General features: G+C 45.3%; 21 protein-coding genes, 5 tRNA genes and 1 pseudogene. 1 reads left to right on the plus strand and 26 read right to left on the minus strand.

The genetic code is table 11. The annotated features are described in order from the left end of the window. Nucleotides 1-409 precede the first annotated feature (409 nt). The 25 genes and pseudogenes from A7D23_RS11605 to A7D23_RS16110 form a co-directional block, all read right to left on the minus strand. Nucleotides 410-1,579 (minus strand): trypsin-like peptidase domain-containing protein, encoded by a 1,170-nt coding sequence (locus A7D23_RS11605; protein WP_019224925.1) that lies wholly within the window; start codon nucleotides 1,577-1,579, stop codon nucleotides 410-412. A 73-nt stretch (nucleotides 1,580-1,652) separates the two neighbouring features. Then, complete coding sequence (locus A7D23_RS11610) at nucleotides 1,653-2,441, minus strand: MBL fold metallo-hydrolase (protein WP_019224924.1); 789 nt, start codon at nucleotides 2,439-2,441, stop codon at nucleotides 1,653-1,655. 85 nt (nucleotides 2,442-2,526) lie between these two features. Continuing rightward, on the minus strand, nucleotides 2,527-3,138 hold the full coding sequence (locus A7D23_RS11615; protein ID WP_019224923.1) for a tetratricopeptide repeat protein: 612 nt from the start codon (nucleotides 3,136-3,138) through the stop codon (nucleotides 2,527-2,529). Nucleotides 3,139-3,250: 112 nt separating this feature from the next. Beyond that, nucleotides 3,251-4,690 carry a thioether cross-link-forming SCIFF peptide maturase gene (scfB, locus tag A7D23_RS11620; protein ID WP_019224922.1) on the minus strand — a complete coding sequence of 480 codons (1,440 nt, stop codon included), beginning with the start codon at nucleotides 4,688-4,690 and terminating at the stop codon, nucleotides 3,251-3,253. 149 nt (nucleotides 4,691-4,839) lie between these two features. After that, on the minus strand, nucleotides 4,840-4,980 hold the full coding sequence (scfA, locus tag A7D23_RS11625; RefSeq protein ID WP_019224921.1) for a six-cysteine ranthipeptide SCIFF: 141 nt from the start codon (nucleotides 4,978-4,980) through the stop codon (nucleotides 4,840-4,842). 14 nt (nucleotides 4,981-4,994) lie between these two features. Next, the gene (locus tag A7D23_RS11630; protein WP_019224920.1) at nucleotides 4,995-5,570 is read right to left on the minus strand and encodes a hypothetical protein; all 576 of its coding nucleotides are present in this window, start codon (nucleotides 5,568-5,570) and stop codon (nucleotides 4,995-4,997) included. 142 nt (nucleotides 5,571-5,712) lie between these two features. Continuing rightward, nucleotides 5,713-5,787: transfer RNA gene (locus tag A7D23_RS11635), tRNA-Gly, on the minus strand. 133 nt (nucleotides 5,788-5,920) lie between these two features. After that, nucleotides 5,921-7,201, minus strand: coding sequence for a M14 family metallopeptidase (locus tag A7D23_RS11640; RefSeq protein WP_019224919.1), 1,281 nt, complete (start codon nucleotides 7,199-7,201; stop codon nucleotides 5,921-5,923). Nucleotides 7,202-7,330: 129 nt separating this feature from the next. Next, nucleotides 7,331-7,406, minus strand: a tRNA-Phe gene (locus A7D23_RS11645). Between the two features lie 45 nt (nucleotides 7,407-7,451). After that, nucleotides 7,452-7,527 (minus strand) — tRNA-Glu (locus A7D23_RS11650). Nucleotides 7,528-7,701: 174 nt separating this feature from the next. Beyond that, nucleotides 7,702-8,137: pseudogene (locus A7D23_RS11655) on the minus strand (DUF3102 domain-containing protein); the annotation flags it as partial. 588 nt (nucleotides 8,138-8,725) lie between these two features. Beyond that, nucleotides 8,726-8,801 (minus strand) — tRNA-Lys (locus A7D23_RS11660). Nucleotides 8,802-8,930: 129 nt separating this feature from the next. Further along, nucleotides 8,931-10,214 (minus strand): adenylosuccinate synthase, encoded by a 1,284-nt coding sequence (locus tag A7D23_RS11665; protein ID WP_019224918.1) that lies wholly within the window; start codon nucleotides 10,212-10,214, stop codon nucleotides 8,931-8,933. Between the two features lie 154 nt (nucleotides 10,215-10,368). After that, nucleotides 10,369-11,697, minus strand: a complete 1,329-nt coding sequence (gene dnaB / locus A7D23_RS11670) for a replicative DNA helicase (RefSeq protein ID WP_015044991.1) — start codon at nucleotides 11,695-11,697, stop codon at nucleotides 10,369-10,371. A gap of 19 nt (nucleotides 11,698-11,716) precedes the next feature. Beyond that, complete coding sequence (gene lonC / locus A7D23_RS11675) at nucleotides 11,717-13,633, minus strand: Lon family ATP-dependent protease (protein ID WP_019224916.1); 1,917 nt, start codon at nucleotides 13,631-13,633, stop codon at nucleotides 11,717-11,719. Between the two features lie 33 nt (nucleotides 13,634-13,666). Then, nucleotides 13,667-14,113, minus strand: coding sequence for a 50S ribosomal protein L9 (gene rplI, locus A7D23_RS11680; protein ID WP_019224915.1), 447 nt, complete (start codon nucleotides 14,111-14,113; stop codon nucleotides 13,667-13,669). Beyond that, nucleotides 14,110-15,057, minus strand: a complete 948-nt coding sequence (locus tag A7D23_RS11685; RefSeq protein WP_019224914.1) for a DUF2232 domain-containing protein — start codon at nucleotides 15,055-15,057, stop codon at nucleotides 14,110-14,112. Before A7D23_RS11685 ends, rplI begins: the two co-directional genes overlap by 4 nt. A gap of 15 nt (nucleotides 15,058-15,072) precedes the next feature. Next, complete coding sequence (locus tag A7D23_RS11690; protein WP_015044995.1) at nucleotides 15,073-15,396, minus strand: MazG-like family protein; 324 nt, start codon at nucleotides 15,394-15,396, stop codon at nucleotides 15,073-15,075. Between the two features lie 148 nt (nucleotides 15,397-15,544). Further along, complete coding sequence (gene rpsR, locus A7D23_RS11695; protein ID WP_015044996.1) at nucleotides 15,545-15,790, minus strand: 30S ribosomal protein S18; 246 nt, start codon at nucleotides 15,788-15,790, stop codon at nucleotides 15,545-15,547. A gap of 20 nt (nucleotides 15,791-15,810) precedes the next feature. Continuing rightward, entirely contained in the window at nucleotides 15,811-16,215 is a 405-nt protein-coding gene (gene ssb, locus A7D23_RS11700) for a single-stranded DNA-binding protein (protein ID WP_019224913.1), read from the minus strand. A gap of 18 nt (nucleotides 16,216-16,233) precedes the next feature. Beyond that, nucleotides 16,234-16,518: a 30S ribosomal protein S6 gene (gene rpsF / locus A7D23_RS11705; RefSeq protein WP_015044998.1), complete on the minus strand. Its 285-nt coding sequence runs from the start codon at nucleotides 16,516-16,518 to the stop codon at nucleotides 16,234-16,236. Nucleotides 16,519-16,654: 136 nt separating this feature from the next. Next, the gene (gene ychF, locus A7D23_RS11710) at nucleotides 16,655-17,755 is read right to left on the minus strand and encodes a redox-regulated ATPase YchF (RefSeq protein ID WP_019224912.1); all 1,101 of its coding nucleotides are present in this window, start codon (nucleotides 17,753-17,755) and stop codon (nucleotides 16,655-16,657) included. 27 nt (nucleotides 17,756-17,782) lie between these two features. After that, entirely contained in the window at nucleotides 17,783-17,986 is a 204-nt protein-coding gene (locus A7D23_RS11715; RefSeq protein ID WP_015045000.1) for a DUF951 domain-containing protein, read from the minus strand. Nucleotides 17,987-18,004: 18 nt separating this feature from the next. Further along, entirely contained in the window at nucleotides 18,005-18,670 is a 666-nt protein-coding gene (locus tag A7D23_RS11720; RefSeq protein WP_019224911.1) for a CvpA family protein, read from the minus strand. Between the two features lie 21 nt (nucleotides 18,671-18,691). Beyond that, a tRNA-Sec gene (locus A7D23_RS16110) sits at nucleotides 18,692-18,789 on the minus strand. A 573-nt stretch (nucleotides 18,790-19,362) separates the two neighbouring features. Between A7D23_RS16110 and A7D23_RS11725 the strand changes: the two genes are divergently transcribed. Continuing rightward, nucleotides 19,363-19,578, plus strand: coding sequence for a sulfurtransferase TusA family protein (locus tag A7D23_RS11725; protein WP_015045002.1), 216 nt, complete (start codon nucleotides 19,363-19,365; stop codon nucleotides 19,576-19,578). On the opposite strand, the gene selB is transcribed toward A7D23_RS11725, so the two are convergent. Further along, a complete protein-coding gene (gene selB, locus A7D23_RS11730) occupies nucleotides 19,575-21,488 on the minus strand; it encodes a selenocysteine-specific translation elongation factor (RefSeq protein WP_019224910.1) in 1,914 nt (637 codons plus the stop codon). The two genes, A7D23_RS11725 and selB, sit on opposite strands and share 4 nt — an antisense overlap. Nucleotides 21,489-21,533 lie beyond the last annotated feature (45 nt).

The following is a 21,533-nucleotide window of genomic DNA, read 5'->3' on the forward strand; positions in this document are numbered from 1 at the left end:
CAAACACATCCAGACTGGGTGATTCCATTACTCCCGGCAAATGCTCCTGAGCATTGCCGAGTACCGTATGCTAAGAGCAAATGCGACGAATGATTTTTATATGACGCGAGCCTGCTGGTTACGGCGGCCTCTTTTTTACGCCGCTAGAGTTTACGCTTACCTTTAAAGTGTCAAAGATGAGATTATATCAGGTTTCATCTGTGTAACAAAATAGCAACTTTTTCTGTCCGGCCCTGTGTCTCGTCCTGCTTAGCATCTCGTCCTTATTATTGTATGAGAATGCCGGGAAAAGTGCCTATCCCTATAGAAAATGTGGCTGCCGCCAAGCTTTTGGCGGCAGTCTTTAGCTGACATAGTGCGAAGGTCTTCCTATAGCCGATTCGTTCGATCTTTCTAGTTTCTGGTTGTTCTATTCTGATCTGATTTCTCCGAGTACCGCATCCGTTTTATACGTGCTGCCGCCCCGGAAATAGCTGACAGATACTTTATCTCCCGGCTTGTATTTAAAGAGTTCGTGTGTCAGCTCCAGAGAATTGGTTATGGCTGTTCCGTTAATGGCCGTAATGATATCTCCGGCCTGGATACCGGCTTTAGCTGCCGCCTCGCCGTTTTCGACACTGGTGATATAGCAGCCTGCCGGCCAGTCTTTGAATGAAGCGTATTCCTCCGTGTAACGGTCGTCGATATTGATCTGCAAAGCCGGGTGGCTCGCAAACCCTTTTTCAATGAGCTGCTGAATTACAGGCAATGCATCGGAAATTGGGATCGCAAACCCCATACCTTCAAAGCCCTGGGTATCATTTTTGGCTGAATTTATTCCGACAACCTGGCCGCTGTAATTGACGAGCGGTCCGCCACTGTTGCCTGGGTTAATCGCCGCATCCGTCTGAATCAGATTAAAGCTGGCTTCCCCCTGCAGCTGAAGAAACCTGTCTGTCGCTGATACCACACCGGCTGTGACTGTACGGGCAAAATCCTGGCCTCCCGGATTCCCGATCGCAACGACGGATTCTCCGACTTTTAAGGCTGCGGAATCTCCGAGCTGGACAGCCGCAAGTTCCTTCGTACCGTCAATTTTGAGCACGGCAAGATCGGTCCGCGGATCACCGCCGACAAGCGTTCCAGGAACATCCCGACCATCGGCAAGCGAAATCATAATTTTTTCAGCATCTCCAATGACATGATAGTTGGTAACAATATAGCCATGGGCAGCATTGATGATAAAGCCGGAACCGCTTCCTGCTTCACTGAGTCCATCACTGCTGCCGGCAAAAATATTCCCGCTATACTGAAAGTTGGCCACACCTACGACAGCAGGCCCTACTGTGCTGGCAATATTAATCACCGGTGACTCCCCACCGGTAGCACCTGAGGATGTAATCGGGGGATTTTCTCCCTGTTGAACGACAACCTTATTACCGCTTTCCAAATAATTGCCTTGAGGATATACCGCCGGAACAAGAATGACAGCAATCAAGCCACCCAGAACTGCGCTGATGACAGCAAGCAAAACTGTTGAAACAATACGGGGTTTCCCACTCCTTCGTCCGAAATTGTCCCGGTCATCATAATCATCCATCTGACATCCCTCCTATCCAGTATGTATCATGTCTACCTTAAATTTAGTCTGTCAGTTATGCTCTCTTGACATACTATCCCAGTGTAATAAGTTGGTGCGGATAATGTCTCGGTGCGACCCTGATTTTTAGATTCGCGCATTTTTTCTTAGCCTGCGAATCCCGAAGCATCTCCACGACTGTACTGAGCGCCATTTGCGGCGTATTATTTTCTTCGCTTAAGTGAGCAAGCACGACTTTTTGCGTGTTTTCATCGAGCCATTCCGTCAAGGCCTCAGCAAGCTGGACATTGCTCAAATGTCCAGCATTTCCGCTGACTCTTTTCTTCAAATAGTACGGATACCTTCCGTGCCATAATGTTTCCAAATCGTGGTTTGCCTCGACGACGTAGGCATCACAGCCCCGAAGATTCCGATGCATCTCTTCTGTAACAATGCCGCTGTCAGTCGCTATGCCAAGCGTATGCGTTTTACCTGTTATTTTAAGACCGTAGCTTTCCCTGCTGTCGTGGGAAGTCGGGAAGAGTTTCACATCCATACCCGCAAGATAGATGTCCCGGTCAATAATTCTTTTCTGTTCAGAATTAATATCCCCAAGCACCATTTCAATTTCCTGCCAAATTCCGGCTGTCGCATAGACGGGAATCTTCAGCTTGCGGGCCAGCACGCCGGCCCCCTTGACATGGTCGGAATGTTCATGGGTAATGATGATCCCTTCCAGCTGAGGAGCGGCGATATCAATCATCTCGAGGTTCGTAAGCACCCTCTTTGCCGCAATGCCGCAATCCACAAGCAGACTCCTGTTCTCTTCCCCTACACATATGGCATTACCGGAACTGCCGCTGGCCAGTGTTGCAAAATACATCTGTTCACCTTCCCAATCTGTGATTCAGGCGCTTACTCATCCTGTTGTTAACATGTCTGCCGTTACTTGTCTCAGGTTCGTTTGTCTAAGGTTCAATGTCCTGAGCTCTTGCAATCATTTCCTCGAGCTTAGTCTTCATCTTTTCATCCGTATTGTATTTTAACGCCGTCTGCCAGTACTGCTCGGCCTTCTTGTAATCTTCTTTGCTGTAAAACTGGAACATCCCATACCAATATAGCACATCCACATTTTGCGGTTCCTTTTCAATTAATTCCTTGTATGTTTCATCCGCAAGATTAGAATCACGTGAAAGGAATGCGGATATTGCAAGTTTTAACCTTACATCATTGTCGTCTTTCTGTGCCAGGACTTTTTGGTAATACGTTATCGCATTCTGCAGATCTTCCTGGTATTCTTCATCGTTAAGCTCAATTGTTGTACTCGCTTTACTATAATAAGCGTCGGCCAGAGCCAGCTGCGCTTCGACGTCTTCCGGGCTCTTTTCGAGTGCTGCGCTGAGTTCCACAACGGCTTGCTTCCGCTGATTGTATTCCTGCTCCAACGCTTCTTGGCCCTGGGTATCTTCCGTATTATCAGACCCTGGAAGGGAAATTGCATAAAATGTTGATCCAATAAGGGAAATGCAGATTATCCCTATGATAAACCCTACGGTGATCTTTTGAACTTTTTTTTGCATTTTTTCTCCTAACCTGCGACCTTCCTATTATCAATAATAGGAAGGTTTAATTAATCTTTCCTTAGAAACAAAAGAGTCAAAGAAACTCTTCCTTTGTGCCAGGGTTCTCTTGTTAAATAAGAACCCTTTGCTTGGCTTCCATGATTTTAAGATAGTACGCGACTTCAAGCCTTTTTTTCTGCAGCTCGCATCCCATCGGATACACTTTTGTCAGTTCCCCGCTGAAAGCTTCATTGGCTGCATGGCATCCGCCGCTGCATGAGAAGCGTGCCCAGCAGACGCGGCATTCTTCCTTCGTATAGACCTGCGCCTGGCGGAAGGACTGAACAATTTCTTCCTTCAGTTCACAGTTCAGATCATTCACAGATCCCATTTTATATTTTTCCTGTCCGACAAACTGGTGACAGGGGTAAATATCCCCCTCCGGTGAGACGGCTACATACTCATGTCCGGCCCCGCAGCCCGACAGCCTCTTAATCAGGCAAGGTCCTTCATCAAGGCCTGCATTGAAGTGAAAAAAGACAAATTCTTTCCCTGCCTCGCGATATTCCAGCACTTTTTCTCCTAAAATATCGTAGCTTTCTTTGATTTCTGCCAGATCTTCCTCTCTGAAAGCATACACTTCCTGCGGAGAAGCTACCACCGGCTCCACAGAGATCCTTCGGATGCCGCTGTCCGCCATATGCAGGACATCCTTGTAGAAGTCTTTATTGAAACGTGTATAGGTTCCCCGGACATAAAAATAATTGCCGACAGCATAACGCGACGTCTCCGGCCGCATTTCCGTAAATTTAAGGATCTGCGGCATAATCCGGTCATAACTTCCGGCTCCGTTCAGGAAAGGCCGCATTCTATCGTTTACTTCCTTGCGTCCGTCCAGACTCAGTACAACACTGATTCCTTCGTCTTCCAAAAATCTGGCTGTCTCTTCATCCATCAGAACCGCATTCGTCGTCAGTGTAAACTTGATCTTTTTACCGGCCTGAGCGGCTATCTCCCGGCCGTAAACAATCAATTCCCTGATAACCGGCAAATTCATCAGCGGTTCGCCGCCAAAGAAATCAACCTCGCAATGTCCCCGGTCTCCGCTGTGGTCCAATAAAAATTTCAACGCTTTCTTGCCTGTCTTAACGTTCATCAATTCGCGGTTACCGCCGAAAGGTCCTGTTCCCGCGAAACAATATTTGCAGCGCAGGTTGCAGTCATGCGCAACGTGCAGGCACATCGCCTTGATCACCGGCCGGTCAGAAAACGGCAGTATTGTTTCTTCGGGCTCGCAGGAAAACAACAGCTTTTGATCCTGAAGCACTTTCAATTCTACCAGGATTTCCTGCTTTTCTTCAGAAGAAAGATTATACCCGCAACTGTCCAGCATCTCTTCTGAATCTTCCAAACTGTTCTTTTGCTGATATGTTATCAATTCCTGAATAAAAGCATATGTCTTGTCATCAATCACATGAAGCGACCCCGAATTGACATCGTAGGCAATCTGAAGTTTCCCTTGCGTATACACATGTACATTTTTTGCTATATTGTAGTTCGTCAATTTCATGTTTCTGTATCCTCTGCCCATCGTAATAGTTTTCAGAACAATTATACCATTGAAATACCTTTATGAAAAAAGAAAACTTGGCTGACGCCAAGCTTTTTTACAGAACCCCTTTATAAATAACCGTCTGTCTGTCTTCTATGATGTTCCTGTTATTTTTCACAAACCTGATTGCCAACTGTGCAAGATGTCTTACAAGCCGATTGGCAAGATGTCTGGCATTTTCCGCATCCTCCGGTTTTGGCTGTTGAGGCTAAGTTCCCCTTAATGACTGTCTGAATATGTTTAGCCATGCGTATCCTCCTTATTATTGTTTAGGCTGACTGAACAAGTAGATGACCTTTCCTTCAGCGGAGTATCCGGTGATATCTGCGCTTACCGATGGGACCTGCGGTTTACTGACAAACGCATACCATAATCTCAGCTGATCGGTGTTAACAATTTTCCCCTGGACCTTTTCCCCGCCGATCGTCGTAACAGTTACACGTACAATATCCTTATTCGTTATCTTGCCGTAATAGACCGAATATTGGGTGCCATCTTCTCCAAGATCCGCATATCGCCACTGTAGGCCGTCGGGATAAGTGACAAGCTTACCAACCGCACTTCCTGTCCATTTCCAGCCAAAACTGTTTTTTGTGAATATTCCTGTGCTTAATTCTTCTTCAAACGTGTAAAATACAATCCCTGAATTATCACTGACTTGTTCAACTTTTACCAAGTCATATCCTTTGGGAATAAGCGGCTTCGCTTTCGCTACCGCATCATCCAATGAATTACATCCGCCTAATACTGCTGTCATGATCACAATGGTCAATATTGCCACAATTTTCTTGAACTTGCCCTTCTTGCGAAACATTCGGCTATCAGAGTCAGATAACATTCTTTTCCTTTCAGCTCCTTTCGGCTTAACGCCTCACTAAAGCCTCATGTGATTTTTATTATACATCGCGTCCCGTTAAAATACCATTAATTAGCTTTTTCGATAAAAAAACCAGCTTAAAACTGGCCTTATATTCTTAAATTGGAGCGGAAGACGGGATTCGAACCCGCGACCCTCGGCTTGGGAAGCCAATGCTCTACCGCTGAGCCACTTCCGCATAAGGTATTTTTTCAGGTAACTATTATTATATTTATTATCCTCTCATTCGTCAAGAGGCCATCATTTTTCTATCCTACACCATCATGTCTCCATCCTTCACCACCAGTTTCAGCACTTCACCATCCTTTTTCTTAGCCTGCAGTAACAAGCGCCGCCAGTAACAGCATTCCCTCATTCTCCCGATAGATCTGCGCGAATTGAGAAATCGGCAAAGGATTTCGGCCAAGCCCAACCTCAACCGTATAGCCCGGTCTTCGGTATTTTTCGATAAACCAGTCCTTATAGCCTGCATACGATGTTATTCCGGTCGCTTCTTCCAGCGCATAGCCACTTTTTTCTGCTAAACTGAGTGCAATTAGCCGGTCCCTGGCCGAAGCCAGACCTCTGTAATTCCAGTAGATCACCCTGCCTTGGCTGTGGTAGGCCAGGACAAGTCTATAATTATGATTTCTCGTAAAGTCTGCAACTGCTTTGGATTCAGGCTCGGATTCCGGACCTGTCCCTGAAAATCTGGTCGGGCCGGGCCCGGTTATCCCATGACTGGCTTCCGCTTGTTTCGACAACTGCCAGGATGCATCATAATTGTGGTTCAGATCTACGCCACGAATATTGGCCTGCCAGACCTGGCCAAAATTCATCCGGCCTTCATTCCATTTCAGAAGAGATGTGTAGAAAGGGTGATTTATTTCAAGTCCGTTTAAAACCAGATCAATACCATCTGGATTCACCATAGGAATTAAATAAATTGAGCTTTGGCTCCATATCTCTCTTATATTGTATCCCCTGACCGAAGTTCCGTCCACATAGTTTTTCAGATAATTTTCACAGAACTTCATTAGCATAACCGTTGTGATCCACTCCAGTGAATGATGCGACGCATTGTAGAATACCTGATTCGGTCCATTACCCAGCCTCAGATAGTAAAGATTCCGCCCGAGAACACTTTTCCCGGCAACCCCGGTTTCCAGGAAAGGATAGCGTTTCTGTAACCCGGCAATATCCCGCTGCATGATTTCGTAGGTATAATTGAGGTCTGTATCGACAACATCAAAAGCATAGGGCACAGTCAACTGTTGTCCTAATCTTATATTGTCAGAACTGACCCCGGGATTTGCTGCCAGAAGCCGCTGAGTATTGATTTTATAACGGTTGGCAATCTGATATAACGTATCTCCCGCAGCAACCGTAACCATTATGTAGCCGTTCAGTAACGGCAAGAGCTTTTGATAAGTGATTGGACCAATGATTCCATCTACTTGGAGACCACTGGCCGCCTGAAACTGCTTCACCGCTCGCTCTGTATTTGTTCCGAATACTCCGTCTACCGTCCCCGGATCATAGCCCAGCTTTTTGAGCAAAGCTTGAACTTCCATCACATCATTTCCTCTGACTCCGATCTTAAGTACGCGCACCTAAATCCCCCCATCTATGTTCGTTGTTATAATCTATGGGGATTCGAAAGGATGTGTGTAGGGTTGCGGCAAAAACAAAAACGAGCCCTTAACAGTAAAAAACCGTTATAACTCGCTTTACAGGACGTATGGTGCCTCAGGACGGAATCGAACCGCCGACACGAGGATTTTCAGTCCTCTGCTCTACCGACTGAGCTACCGAGGCGTGATCGATTATCAATCTATCAAAACTCAGCTTAATTTTGAAATATGGTGACCCGTACGGGATTCGAACCCGTGTTACCGCCGTGAAAGGGCGGTGTCTTAGGCCGCTTGACCAACGGGCCATAGGCGATACGTTCGTGAACCATCTATAATGGTTTCACCCAATTTTTTCGCTCATGTTTCTGTATTATACAGATAATATGACAAATAGTAAAGAACTTTTTTAGGTTTTTATTGTTTTTTTCTTACGCTCCGGAAATGCATATCCAGTGGTGAAGCAGGCCAAAGCGACTCCCGGATAAAGGTGTTGGTTTGACGGTTACATATTCTATTTTGATTTCCCCAGGATTATTTGGTATAGGCGTGACTTGAGCCTGCTCTTTCTTTTCTCCCGCTCATCTTCCGAAATCCCCAAAAGGAGAAGAGCCTGGTAGCAGGTTAAATTCGTCAGCGCTGACGAATTTAACCTGCCGCTGTCACCGGTGGAAGCGAACAGTTTATACCATATTCTTCAAAGAGCTGCATCAGCCTGTTGGCTGTACGCTGGGAATAGCTCACCGATTCGACCAGCCATTTTCCCCATTCTCCATGCGGGAGCAGTGCCTTGGCCTCCTTCAGTCGCTTGCCAACCTCGATGGCACTGGTAAGCATGATTTTACAAGTCTGTTGTTTTATCCTATTAATCTCAGCCGTGATGACAAGCGGCGTGCGTTCAGTGATTGGTTCATTCATTTTGATTCCCGCCTTTTTGGTAGCTTTAATTACAGCATACGTAGACGGGCTTCAAATGGTGAAGACTTGGGTATAAACCTATCAAAATCGCCTTGGCTCTTGCCGCAATCACCTATTTTATAGCTTGTTCTGATTTGTTAAACTTCTAAATACCAAATTTAGTTAGAGCTTGCAAGCCCTATTTATTCCTTAAGCAGATGCATCGAATACTCCCTTATATCATTATCTAGTACAACATTCTTAAATTCATTGCTCAAATAATTTCATTCAAGCCTGATTACCCCATATTAGGTCTGGGTGCCACAAGTTCCAGCGTCAAGCGGAGCATGGATGCGGAGCGCGGCTGTTAGCGTCATGGAGGGCGCTATCTGCCGAAAGCGGAATTGTGACACCCAGACCAACCCTAGATACTTATGGGCTGCATATATTTGCTTATTTAAAGAACGTTGTAACCAAGATCCTTTCAAATTCGCAAGCGAAAAAACATGGTCTTTATTCGTCAGCGTCTCTTCCCCGAGTCATGGTGTCTGCGTCCAAAAAATGCAAAAAGCCTGTACCCTTTACGGATACAAGCATTTTCAACATAAATGGTGAGCCATCCGCGACTCGAACGCGGGACACCCTGATTAAAAGTCAGGTGCTCTACCGACTGAGCTAATGGCCCAGGCCACAATTCATGATTCTATCATTTCAGTCCCCGGACTGTCAAGTAAAACTTTAATATCCTTGACATCTCGGAACCAGGAATTAATCCGAAAAAATTAAAGTACATTCAGATTCATTATCAAAATCCTTAAAAGATATTACCCCGCGTAATCGTTTGATTGCGGCCAGGCCCAACAGCGAGCATGGTAACCGGAACACCTGTCAGTTCTTCCAAGCGATGGATATAATTCTTGGCCTGCTCCGGCAGCTGGCTATATTCGCTGATCTCCGTCAGATCTTCCTGCCAGCCCGGCATTTCTTCATAGATCGCTTCACATTCGGAGAGGACTTTCAAACTTTGCGGGAAATCATGAAGAACTTCACCTTTGTAGCGATAAGCTGTACATATCTTTAACGTGTCCATTCCTGTCAGGACATCCAGTTTGGTAAATGCAAAATCAGAAATGCCGCTGATCCGCACCGCATAACGGGTAATGACAGCGTCTAACCAGCCGCAGCGCCGCGGCCGTCCGGTTGTTGTCCCATACTCTCCGCCTTTTTCCCGGATAAGTTCCCCTGTCTGGCAGGTCAATTCCGTTGGGAACGGTCCTTCGCCGACCCTGGTCGTATAGGCTTTAACAACACCGACAACCTTGTTGATCCGGGTTGGTCCTACTCCTGCACCAATGCAGGCTCCCCCTGCCACAGGGTTGGAAGAAGTGACATACGGATACGTTCCATGATCCAAATCCAAAAGCGTTCCCTGAGCGCCTTCAAACAGGACCTTTTTCCCGTCACTTAAGAAATGGTTAATTTCCAGAGAAGAATCGCCGACATAAGGCCGGATCCTCTCCGCATATTCCAGGCATTCCTGAAGCACAGCTTCATAGCTGAGCGCTTCCTGTCCATACACCTTTGTAATCAACAAATTTTTTTCTTTAAGGTTATATTGCAGCTTCGCTGCCAGCTCGTCCTTATCCAGGAAATCCAACACCCTGATTCCAGTACGGGAAGCTTTATCCTTGTAAGCGGGACCGATACCGCGTTTGGTTGTTCCAATTTTTTGGTCTCCCTTATACTCTTCCTCAAGCACATCGAGAATGCGATGGTAGGGCATGATCACGTGGGCATTACCGCTGACTCTAAGGTTGTCTGTGCTTACGCCCTTGTCCTTGAGATACTCAAGTTCTTCAATCAATACCTTCGGGTCAATAACCAGGCCATTGCCAATTACGCAGACCTTTTCAGGATAAAAAATCCCGGAAGGGATCAGATGGAGTTTATAAGTCTCCTTATTAATTACAACCGTATGTCCGGCGTTGTTTCCTCCTTGATATCTGACTACCATGTCGGCTTTTTCGGCCAGAAAGTCTGTTATTTTACCTTTTCCTTCGTCACCCCACTGGGTGCCGATCAGTATGACTGCCGCCAATGCAAATCCCCCATTCCATCACGACTTCAATCCAAACTTCATCTTAACAACGATCGCCCCTGTTTGTCAATAAAATCCGAACATTTGCTGTATTCCTAGGCTAAATGTTCGAATATTTGATACAACCAAATATAAACGATAATCTTATCGTGTATTAACCATAATTCTTATCGAGGTTAACAAATTTCGTAAATTCCTTCAAATACCCAAGCTCAACTGTACCTACAGGACCATTGCGGTGCTTGGCAATAATAATCTCAGCAATACCTTTTTTCTCCGAATCAGGGTGATAGTATTCATCCCTGTAAATAAAAGAAATAAGATCGGCATCAGCCTCGATCGATCCGGATTCCAGAAGGTCGGACATCAGTGGCCGCTTGTCCTGACGCTGCTCAACACCGCGGTTAAGCTGAGACAGGGCAATAACCGGCACGGATAGTTCACGTGCAACGCCTTTTAAGCCTCTGGAAATCTGGGCGACTTCCTGCTGGCGGCTTTCTACCTTCTTGCCGACGGTCATTAACTGCAGATAATCAATAATAATCAGTCCAAGTCCTTGTTCCATTTTTAATCTTCTAGCTTTGGACCGAAGCTCTGCCAGGGATATCCCAACGGTATCATCAATAAAGATTGGTGCCTCGGACAGCGGACCTACAGCCTGGGTAAGCTTTGGCCAGTCTGAGTCCAATAGTTCGCCGGTCCTGACCCGCTGCTGATCTACCATCGCTTCCGAACAAAGAATACGCTGGACAAGCTGCTCTTTGGACATTTCCAGGCTGAATAACGCTACAGGAACCTTGGATTTTACCGCAGCATTCTGTGCCATATTCAGGACAAGTGCCGTTTTGCCCATCGATGGTCTGGCGGCAATAATAACCAGGTCGGAAGCCTGCCAGCCGGAAGTGATCCGGTCCAACTCCCGAAAATGGGTCGGAACCCCTGTCAGGTTTCCTTTATTGGAATAGAGGTATTCGATCTTGTCAAATGTCTTCAGGAGAATGCTTCGGATCGTAACGAAACCTTCCTTGGACTGTCTTTGAGAGATTTCTACGATCAGTCTTTCGGCTTCCTCCAATAAACTAAGGGCTTCTTCTCCCGCTTCGTACCCTTTTTCTTCAATATAGCCGGCAATGCGGATCAGCTGACGGAGCAGGGCTTTTTCCGCCACAATCCGGGCATAATGTTCCACGTTGGCCGCTGAAGGCACAGATCCGGCGATCTGAGAGATTGTTCCAATTCCCCCGATGCTCTCCAGCCTGCCTGCCTGCCTTAAGTTCTCAGCCACTGTAACCAAATCAACAGGGTCCCCTTTTTCAAAGATATCCCTGATGACCAGGTAAATATTTTTATGATTATCGCGGTAGAAATCCTCCGGACGTAGAATCTCGAATACAGTACTGCCCTTCTGGGGATCAAGCATCAGCGCGCCCAGAACAGCCTGTTCAGCCTCAAGATTATGGGGAGGAACTTTCAAAAGTTCCATGCTCATTTCTCCTCGTTTGCTAGGCTTGTGCAATTTTTATAGCTTCCTCTATATTTTCAACAGCAAGGACTTCAATTCCTTTTAATCCTGCAGGAACTTCTCCGCGATTCTCCGTCGGAATGATCACTGTTTTTACACCGGCCTGTTTGGCCCCAAATATTTTTTCGTAAATGCCACCAACCGGTTTGACTTTTCCCTGGATTGAGATTTCACCGGTCACGGCTACATCTCCTCTCAGAGGCTGTTGCTTCAAGGCGCTGTAAATCGCCATGGTCGTGGCAAGTCCGGCTGAGGGCCCGTCTATTCTGCCACCACCAACCACATTGACATGGAGGTCATAGTTCTTCAAGTCTTCTCCTGTCAGGCTCCGAATTACAGCTGCGGCATTAAACACTGCGTCCCTGGCCATTGAACCTGCCGTCTCATTAAAGCGGATACTTCCTTTGCCGGTCTCCCCGTTGAATACTTTCACCTCAATCTCCAGAACTGAGCCAAGAAATCCCGATACCCCCAGTCCGAGTATTCTGCCGGTATCCTTGCCGGCGGTTACCCGTTTTTGAACAAAAGGAGTCAGTCTGGCTGACCTGAGCACTTCTCTGACATCGTCTTCCGAAATCAAGACTTCCTTCTTACCGGGATTCCTAAACCTGGCCAGACCATACGCATCCAAAAGGATGCTGTTCGCTTTTCGTCCCTCAATCATATATTCACTGATAATTTCCGGTACATTCTCTTCCAACTGCACATTTAGTTTCAGGGCTGCCTGTCTGATAATATGGGTGATATGGGCCGGTTCCAAAGGCTCAAAATAGACTTCGGCACAGCGGGAGCGCAAGGCCGGGTTCAGATCCTGCGGCTCTCTCGTAGTGGCTCCAATCAGTACAAAATCCGCGGGAACTCCTTCATCAAAAATCTTCTTGATATATAAAGGAATCTGAGGATCATGCGGATCATAATAGGAAGACTCAAAATGAACCCGCTTATCTTCCAGGACCTTCAGCAGCTTATTCAGCAACGTTGGATCCATCTCTCCAATTTCATCGATAAACAAAACGCCAGTATGAGCATCGTTGACCAAGCCCAGTTTGGGCTCGGGGATACCGGTCTCAGCCAAATCTCTTTTCGCACCCTGATAAATCGGATCGTGAACTGAACCAAGCAAAGGATTGGTGACATCTCGCGGATCCCAGCGCAGCGTCGTACCGTCAACTTCAATAAACGGCGCATCCTTACTGAAAGGAGAATCCGGAAAATTTTTGACGGTTTCCAGTGCAACCCTGGCTGCTGATGTTTTGCCGACTCCCGGCGGACCATAAATCAGAATGTGCTGGGGGAAAGGCGTCGCGAGCTTTGCCAGCAGGGCCTGCAAGGCGCTTTCCTGTCCGACAATTTCTTCCGTCGTCTGCGGTCTCAGGATTTCAATTGCGGAGGATACCGGCTTTGTTGCTTTCATCTTTTCCAGCTGCGCAAGCTTTCGGAGTGTTTGCGCATTCTCAGGACCTCCTGTCTCTTTCAGAACCTGGGTCTTGATCTCTTTGATATATTCTTCGTGTCGCTCCTGCATTTTCTCGGCAACCGCCTGATTTAAACGGTCTTCTACGGAACGCTTCGCAACCGTCTCGGCAATCTGCTCTTCAACCTCCGTCAGAATTGCCGGAATATCTTGCAGGTCCGGCGCCGGTTTGTCCGTGGGATCATCGTTGACAAGCTTTTGCAAGCCCAATACCCGTTCCTCGAGCTTGTCGGAACGCATCAGGGTAAGAGCCTCCAGCTTGCTCGCCTTTAAAATTAATTTATCTGTTCCGTATAGGTTGGAAAGCACGACATACAGCGCGTCTATCTCCAGTTTTAACTGTCCATCCGCAATTTCCGCAGTATATTTCTCGTGATTTTCCTGCCCCTCCTGTTGTAAAAATTTCTTAAATAAGCCTTTCACGCTGGTCACATCCTTGTGCTTTACTCTTCGGTCTTACTGAGCTTCTATCTTTATCTTCAGATTTGCTGTTACTTCAAAATGAAGCTTTACCGTAACCTGATATTCTCCCAATCCTTTGATAGGTTCCTTGACTTCAATTTTTCTTTTATCTAGTTTGAGTTGATATTCCTTTTCCAATACCTCGGCGATCTCTTTATTCGTTACCGAACCGAATAAACGGCCTTTTTCACCGACTTTCACTTTGACAATGATATCCATGTTCTCGATTCTTTGGGAAAGATCCAGCGCCGCTTGTTTTTCTTTCTGTTTGCGCAGTTCTTCCTGTTTTTGTTTATGCACCAGGTCCTGAACATTTCCCTGAGTTGCCTCAACTGCGAGTCCGCGCGGGATCAGAAAATTACGGGCATAGCCATCTGAGACTTCGCATACTTTACCCTTTTTACCGAGTGCCTTGACATCTTCTTTTAATATTACCTTCACGGTTTTTGTTCCTCCATTTTTTCGGGGATCTTTCGGAAATTAAATACTAAATCAAAAAGCCCCGTAAATATTAGACATATGAAAAAGAACGGTGAAACGAAAGCCACCATAATTACAATAATCCAGATCAGCAGATGGGAAAACTTCAAGCTTTTGATCAAATAAGCCAGGCAGGACAGCCCAATAATACTGGTTATCGAAGCTGCAACGGCCATCACATTCATTCCGGTTATTCTCAGAATACTGTTGGCAAAGTAGTCTCCGCCCAAATAGGCAGCAATCCCGATAATTGCCAGCCACACCGCATACCAGGGCATCCTCCATAAAGAAAAAGGCTTAAGTTTGTTCCCGAAAGAAAATATCCTGAAAAACAGGTAGACCAGTCCAACCTCAAGCATCGCAAATATCCCGGCAAAAGCAGGCATTAACTGATAGTAGACCGGAACCATGGTGCGGAGAGTGCTTTCAAATTGCTCAATTGAAATCCCCTGCTCCTGAAAAGCACTGAACAGGCCTTGCTGCTCATAGAACTGAAGAACTGTAACAATATTCTTTTCCAGATTCTCGGGCTGAAGGGCCTGGTTGACTGAAGGAATGACCGGTAATGCCCCAATGAGCGCAGCCAGCAGCAAACTCCAGAATATACTCTGACTGGTAGAAAACCCTTTTTCTTTTATGACAACCAACAAAATCCCTGCCCAGGGAGCAAATCCAATCAGGGAGATTCCACTGATTCCAACTGGAATAAAAGCTAAAATATAACCAATTCCTAAAAAAATAGCCGTTTTTCGACAGCCGGTACTTCTGGTCTGAAATAAAACGAAAAAAATCAATAATACCTCGACGATCCAGCTCCAGAAGTCAAATAAAGACGCAAGTAAGGGAAGAAACAATACGATCAATCCGGATACATACCGAAGTGCATCCTTATCACTTATAACCATTTAATTTTCTCCTGTTCAGTCTTCCTCGGGAACAAGATAACCAAGCAAAAGACTCAGGTCACCCCATTCAGTTTCGAGACTAAGGAAATCTTCCCGCTGCCACCGGGACATTTTATTAAACAAAACCCTGTCCAAACGGGAATAGTCAAAGCCAAGCCTGCGGGTAAGCAAATAGCTTAAACCGACCAGGCCGGCCATACTATCGAGAAGCTGTTCCTGGGAAGCACTTAAAGTCCCCTGCTGGACCAGCCACTGAGCTTTGAGAAGCTCCACTTTTAATTCCTCTATGGCTTTCGAGGATTTTACGATATCAATATTGATCGCAGCAACAGACTCCACAACAATACCTCCTGCAAAAAAGTAATGTAAGATTTCGCGAAATCAAGCTGAAACTCCTTCTTCTACTTTTCCCAGAACAAAGAAAACTTGCCCTGTTGCCTAAATTTAAGGAAATGAAATAAAAAAAGGGAGCGTTGCTCCCTTTTTACTAGTCAATCATGTAGGGCAGCAACGCGATGCTGCGAGCCCGTTTAACGGCAATCGTGACTTGCCTCTGGTGTTTAGCGCAATTGCCTGAGATTCTACGGGGCAGAATTTTGCCTCTCTCAGTAATATATTTACGTAATTTTTGTGTATCTTTGTAGTCGATGCTCTCAACTTTATCAACACAAAAACTGCATACTCTTTTACGCGGACGGCGTCCCCGTTCCTTTTTTACGGCAGCGTTTGCCAATGAACGCTCCTCCCTTCATACTAAAATGGTATATCATCATCTAGACTAACTTCATGAGCAAAAGAACCAAAATCATTTTGAGCTGAAGATGCTCCGGCATTATTGTCTTTGGGACTCAAAAATCTGACGTTCTCTCCCAAGACCTCTGTCACCCATCTTTTTTGCCCATCCTGACCGTCATAAGAGCGGACCTGAATCCTGCCATCTACTGCAGCCAGTCTTCCTTTCGCCAAATAGTTCGCGCAGAGTTCAGCTAACTGGCGAAAAACAACGCATGGAATAAAATCCGTTTCCTTCTCGCCCTGGCTGTTCTTGTAATTCCTGTCGACGGCTAGCGTAAAAGATGCAACAGCTACACCGTTTGGTGTATAGCGTAGCTCAGGGTCTTTCGTTAATCGCCCGATAAGTACTACACGATTCAACATCTTAAACCCTCCGCATCGTTATTCCTTCTTGGTTGTCATAAACCGGATCACAGCATCAGAAATTTTCATCAGCCTTTCCAGTTCATCAACCGTACGTGCTTCACCGTTGAAGTTCATCAGGACATAAACACCTTCATTGAACTTCTTAACCTCGTAAGCCAGGCGTCTTTTACCCCAAATATCAACCTTGAGGTCTGTACCACCATTGGCATTGACGATCTCTTCAAATCTTTGAACATTTGCTTTTGAAGCCTCATCATCGAGATCCGGTCTTATAATGTACATCACTTCGTACGCTTGCATAAATGCACCTCCCCTCGGACTAAATGGCCCCACCTCGAGTGTGGAGCAGGGTTATTATGCTACAACACGATATTATAACACTTCCTTATGTCATTTGCAAATAATGATGATTTTGCTAGTTCTGAGAACCTTTCATCTAGACATTAAATCTGAAATGCATAATATCGCCGTCCTGAACGACATATTCTTTGCCCTCTAACCGAACCAAGCCCTTGTCCTTGGCTCCATTCAGACCGTTATTTTCCATAAAATGTTCATATTTGACGACCTCTGCCCGGATAAAACCCCGCTCAAAGTCGGAATGAATCGTACCTGCCGCCTGAGGCGCTTTGGTTTCCCGGCAGATCGTCCAAGCCTTTACCTCTTTAGGACCTGCCGTAAAGAAAGTTATCAGTCCAAGCAGCTTGAATGCGCTCCTGATCAGCCGATCAAGTCCAGATTCCGTGAGCCCAAGTTCCTCCATAAAGATTTCTTTCTCATCTTCTTCAAGTTCTGCTATTTCTGCTTCAATCTTGGCGCAAACAGGAATGACTTCAGCATTTTCGAGTCTGGCTATTTCCTGTACTTTTTGGACATTGGCGTTATTTTCCCCGTTAGAAGCTTCCGCTTCAGAAACATTCGCGGCATAAATCACCGGTTTTAGGGTCAACAGACTGACACTGTTCAGCAATTCTTTTTCTTCTTCAGAGAAACCAACCAAATTAGCCGGTATCCCCTGGTCAAATTTTTTCACGAGCTTTTCTAATACCTCAGCTTCGAATTTGGCCTTCTTATCCCCGGATTTGATCATTCCGACCAGCTTGGCCTGACGGCGGTATACGGTTTCCATATCTGCCAGGATCAATTCCATCCGGATCGTTTCAATATCCCGTTCCGGGTCAATTTTACCTTCGACGTGAACAACGTTATCATCTTCAAAACAACGTACAACATGAACAATGGCATCCACTTCCCGGATATGGGAAAGAAATTGGTTGCCTAGTCCTTCACCTTTACTTGCACCCCTTACCAGACCGGCAATATCGACAAATTCGACAACTGCCGGAACGATTTGCTGCGGGTTCACAATTTTAGCCAGTGCTTTTAACCGAAAATCCGGTACCTGTACAATTCCGACATTCGGATCAATAGTACAGAACGGGTAATTGGCCGATTCTGCTCCGGCTTTCGTTATCGCATTAAATAGTGTTGACTTGCCGACATTGGGCAGCCCAACTATTCCTACATGCAGAGACATGTTTTTCCCCCTCAAATTCTAGTTAAATCAGTCCGAGATCCCCTGACTGTTTTCTGCCGTCAGGATTTTTTTAATATTCCTTTCCAGCTTTGCCCTGGTTATCCAGGTCTGATGCCCGCACTTCAGACATTCAATCCGAAAATCCATACCTGTTCTCATGATCTTAAATTCTGTATTGCCACAGGGATGGGCCTTTTTGAGCCTGACAATATCTCCTACATTAAGATCCATAGTCATTCAGCCTCTCTTTCAAACCAGCCCATTCAGCAAAGGTATAGAATCCAGAGGATTATTCAGAATATCCCCCGCAAAAACAGAAATCCCTGATAAAATCAGATCGTATCCTTGCATAAACCAGGGATAAAGCAAGGAGCTACCCGTCTTAAGCAATCCGGAGTCACCGGTGCTTAACAACGGTGAAAACAACCCCAGGACCAGAGAAATCACGACAAAGGTACTCAGTAAACCAAAAAGCAGTCCTCCCCCTCGGTTGATAAAACTTAAGTTTTTTGCTATAGGGGTAATGACCAAAGCGATGATAAGATTAATGATACATGCTGCTAAAATAAACAAGAGCAGGACAGCACCAATCTTCAGGACATAATCTGTCAAAACAGGTGTGGCCTGACCAATCATGGATTGCCTGATGCTGTCAGCGGCACCGTAGGGATCTGTCCCGGATGCTTTGCTTTCAGCAATTTTGGTCAAAAAATTTCCGATTTTGGGCTCCAGTTTTGCTTCAAGCCCTAAAACGGGTTCCAATAGGTTCAGAAATGGTTTGTAAAAAAACACCGCAATGCCTATCGCAGCGATCTTTCCGATAAATCTTGATAAACCGGTAATAAGGCCCTTCCGAAACCCGATTAGGCCTCCCAGAACCAGCAGCGCCAGCATTACATAATCAAATGTATTCACGCTACGCTCTCCTTTACAGAATGGCGGGGATATGTGCGAATCGAACACACCTCGGAACGTTCTGCGTCCCGACACACGGATTTGAAGTCCGGGAACGACACCAGCCGCTATATATCCCCAAGACCTTTTAGAGTCTGCTGAATCATTTTAACACTTAATGCTTCGAATGTGAACCTTTGTCTTATTCTTTGGCAATTCTTTGACGCTCTTAAAATTATTTTTCTTGTTCATCCAAATTCATTATAATATTTACACTTAAATACTAATAAAATATCAGTGTCTTTATTCATTAATATTTGCATGTAAATATACTGTACTTTATAGTTCTATTAAATAGTACTGACTTTAAAATCTATCAGTAATACAACAAAAAGACTGTATATATAAATATAATGCACCTGCTGCGGATCCTGAGCGTCGTGTCCAATCTAATAAGCATATAAACACAAAGAAGAATCTTATATTATTTACATAACCATTTACATGCATAATTACATTTGTATTTTTATGCATATTCACATGTATATTTTAATGTAAATATTATATAGAATATAATTACAATCTTTGTGTAAATATTGTGTCATATATTTAACATATTTATATTCTGTATTTCTTATTTTAAAATTATATGATATTGTTGAGATCTCTGCTTATGGTACAATAGGATAGAATATAAAAGGAGGCTAGATGTGTTGAAACTTGTTGATGCCAGAGGATATTCCTGTCCGGAACCTGTAATTTTTACCAAAAGAGCTTTAGCGGATGATCCTTCAGAAATCATGGTCATTGTCGATAATGAGACATCCAAAATTAACGTTGAACGGTTTTTGAGAGTTGCCGGATATCGGGTCGAAGTTGATCATGAGCAGCCAAATCAATATTCTCTAAAGGGAATAAAGAAAACTTAGCCTGGATTTTGGGCAGATCCTGGTTTTACCCTGATGTCTCCGTTTCTTTCTGTAACATGAATTGAATCAAAATATTCCAGTAAAGGCACCGCAAATTTACGGCTAGTCTGCCAGCAGTCCCGTGCTTCAGAAACCGTAATCTGTCCATTTTCTTGCAGGTGCTTTTCCAATATTATTTTAGCTTTTTCTATTGCACTTGCTGCAATATAGAATTCTCCTACCTGTTTCCAGACGTTATTTGTTTTAAGATATTCGGCATATTCCGGAAATTTTGCAGCGGGTACCCCGCATTCTGCAACCGCAGTTTCCTGCCCCGGAGGATTTAGCCCTGCCTTTTCCCAGATTTTTTGCAAAGCGTCAAGCTTTTGCCTGATATCCTCAGGCAGCCCGATTTCAGATACTGCCTGGACCAGACTGCTGCTTAGCCTGAAATACTGATGATCTGCTCCCCATTCCAAAATCAACTGCCAGCGTTTATGGGAGACAGCCGTTTTCAGGATTCTTTTTAATTCCTCTCTGCCTATTCCTCCGCGCAGCGGATATGTCTTTTGATATTTCATTGCTTCCGCATTTACTTTAAGAGCCCATTCTTCTGCTGTACTTTTAAGCCAGAATAATGATAATCCATCCTCCGCTAAGATCACAACAGTCTGATCATTTTTGAGACGATCCAAAGCCAGCTGAACTTCGTCCTGCCCAAGAGCATACTTTTTCCTGACTTCATCGGAAGATAAAGGGATAGTAAGCTCTTTTTTTATTTGATCAGTTAAGCCGCCTTCTGCTTTAGACCGAAATTCGGTTATGACCTTTTCTCGAAAACGTTTTTGTTTGGCATTTGCCAGGCTCAGTACAACTCCTCCGCCGATCGTCGCGACAGGTGAATAGTACCTGATTACAAACCGGTCCCCTTTTGCTGCGACAACCGGTTCCTCCAGAATGACTTGGGCAAACCCTTTCTCCCCGGGAGCCAATTCTTCCTGGGCCAGAAGATGAACCCGTCCCAGTGTTTCGGCCGTTCCTAAATGAAAATGTATCCTCTGCCTTTGTTTGATCGTTCTTTGCTCTGACGCGAGGTTGGATAGTTCTACGTCTAAAATTTGTCCTGCGTTATAATATCCGGGATCAACAAGGCTTGCCCCCTTGGGAATATCACTTACAGCCAGTCCGGCTATGTTTATCGCAACCCGCTGTCCGGCATAAGCTTCGGAGACCTGTTCACCATGAACTTGAATATTTCTAATTTTCATGGTTTTTCCCCCCGGTTCCAGGCATACTTCCTGTCCTTTCTGAATCGTCCCTGTGTTCAAAGTCCCTGTGACCACTGTTCCAAACCCCCGAATCGTAAAAACTCTGTCAATCGGCATTCTTGACGGAAGATCCAAACGTTTCCCCTCGGTTGTTTGGAGCACAGTCATAATTGTCTGCAGCAATTCCGGGATTCCCTGGCCAGTGACAGAAGATACTTTGCAATACGGAGCATCCCGCAGAAAACTGTCTTGGAGTTTTTCTCTGGTATCCTTTTCAATCATAGAAAGCCATTCCTGATCAACCAGGTCAATTTTTGACAGTACAACAATTCCTTTTTCTACATTTAACATGTTTAATATATCCAGATGTTCCTGGGTTTGAGGCATCACGCCTTCATCGGCAGCAATAATCAGTAGAACAATATCCATTCCACTCGCGCCGGCTAACATTTGACGGACAAATTTTTCATGACCCGGTACATCAATGATTCCTGCTTTGCGACCGTCCGGGAGTGTCAGATAAGCAAACCCAAGCTCGATCGAAATTCCTCTTTCCTTCTCTTCCTTGAGCCGGTCTGTGCTTATACCTGTCAAGGCTTGAATAAGGTGGGTTTTCCCATGATCCACATGGCCTGCTGTTCCAATAATTAGATATCTTTCCATAGCTAATACCTAAAGTACAGGTCAACCCCATATTTTGATGATAGC

It is taken from the genome of Dehalobacter sp. TeCB1 (assembly GCF_001707455.1).
Lineage (GTDB): Bacteria > Bacillota > Desulfitobacteriia > Desulfitobacteriales > Syntrophobotulaceae > Dehalobacter > Dehalobacter restrictus.

What these genes read in the sequence shown, in the direction of transcription:
- selB (WP_019224910.1), bottom strand. Translation starts at nt 21,488, where the DNA reads ATGGAAAGATATCTAATTATTGGAACAGCAGGCCATGTGGATCATGGG.
- A7D23_RS11610 (WP_019224924.1), bottom strand. Translation starts at nt 2,441, where the DNA reads ATGTATTTTGCAACACTGGCCAGCGGCAGTTCCGGTAATGCCATATGT.
- A7D23_RS11605 (WP_019224925.1), bottom strand. Translation starts at nt 1,579, where the DNA reads ATGGATGATTATGATGACCGGGACAATTTCGGACGAAGGAGTGGGAAA.
- A7D23_RS11715 (WP_015045000.1), bottom strand. Translation starts at nt 17,986, where the DNA reads ATGGATCTTAATGTAGGAGATATTGTCAGGCTCAAAAAGGCCCATCCC.
- rpsF (WP_015044998.1), bottom strand. Translation starts at nt 16,518, where the DNA reads ATGCAAGCGTACGAAGTGATGTACATTATAAGACCGGATCTCGATGAT.
- A7D23_RS11630 (WP_019224920.1), bottom strand. Translation starts at nt 5,570, where the DNA reads ATGTTATCTGACTCTGATAGCCGAATGTTTCGCAAGAAGGGCAAGTTC.
- ssb (WP_019224913.1), bottom strand. Translation starts at nt 16,215, where the DNA reads ATGTTGAATCGTGTAGTACTTATCGGGCGATTAACGAAAGACCCTGAG.
- A7D23_RS11615 (WP_019224923.1), bottom strand. Translation starts at nt 3,138, where the DNA reads ATGCAAAAAAAAGTTCAAAAGATCACCGTAGGGTTTATCATAGGGATA.
- ychF (WP_019224912.1), bottom strand. Translation starts at nt 17,755, where the DNA reads ATGTCTCTGCATGTAGGAATAGTTGGGCTGCCCAATGTCGGCAAGTCA.
- scfB (WP_019224922.1), bottom strand. Translation starts at nt 4,690, where the DNA reads ATGAAATTGACGAACTACAATATAGCAAAAAATGTACATGTGTATACG.
- A7D23_RS11685 (WP_019224914.1), bottom strand. Translation starts at nt 15,057, where the DNA reads ATGGTTATAAGTGATAAGGATGCACTTCGGTATGTATCCGGATTGATC.
- scfA (WP_019224921.1), bottom strand. Translation starts at nt 4,980, where the DNA reads ATGGCTAAACATATTCAGACAGTCATTAAGGGGAACTTAGCCTCAACA.
- dnaB (WP_015044991.1), bottom strand. Translation starts at nt 11,697, where the DNA reads ATGGAACTTTTGAAAGTTCCTCCCCATAATCTTGAGGCTGAACAGGCT.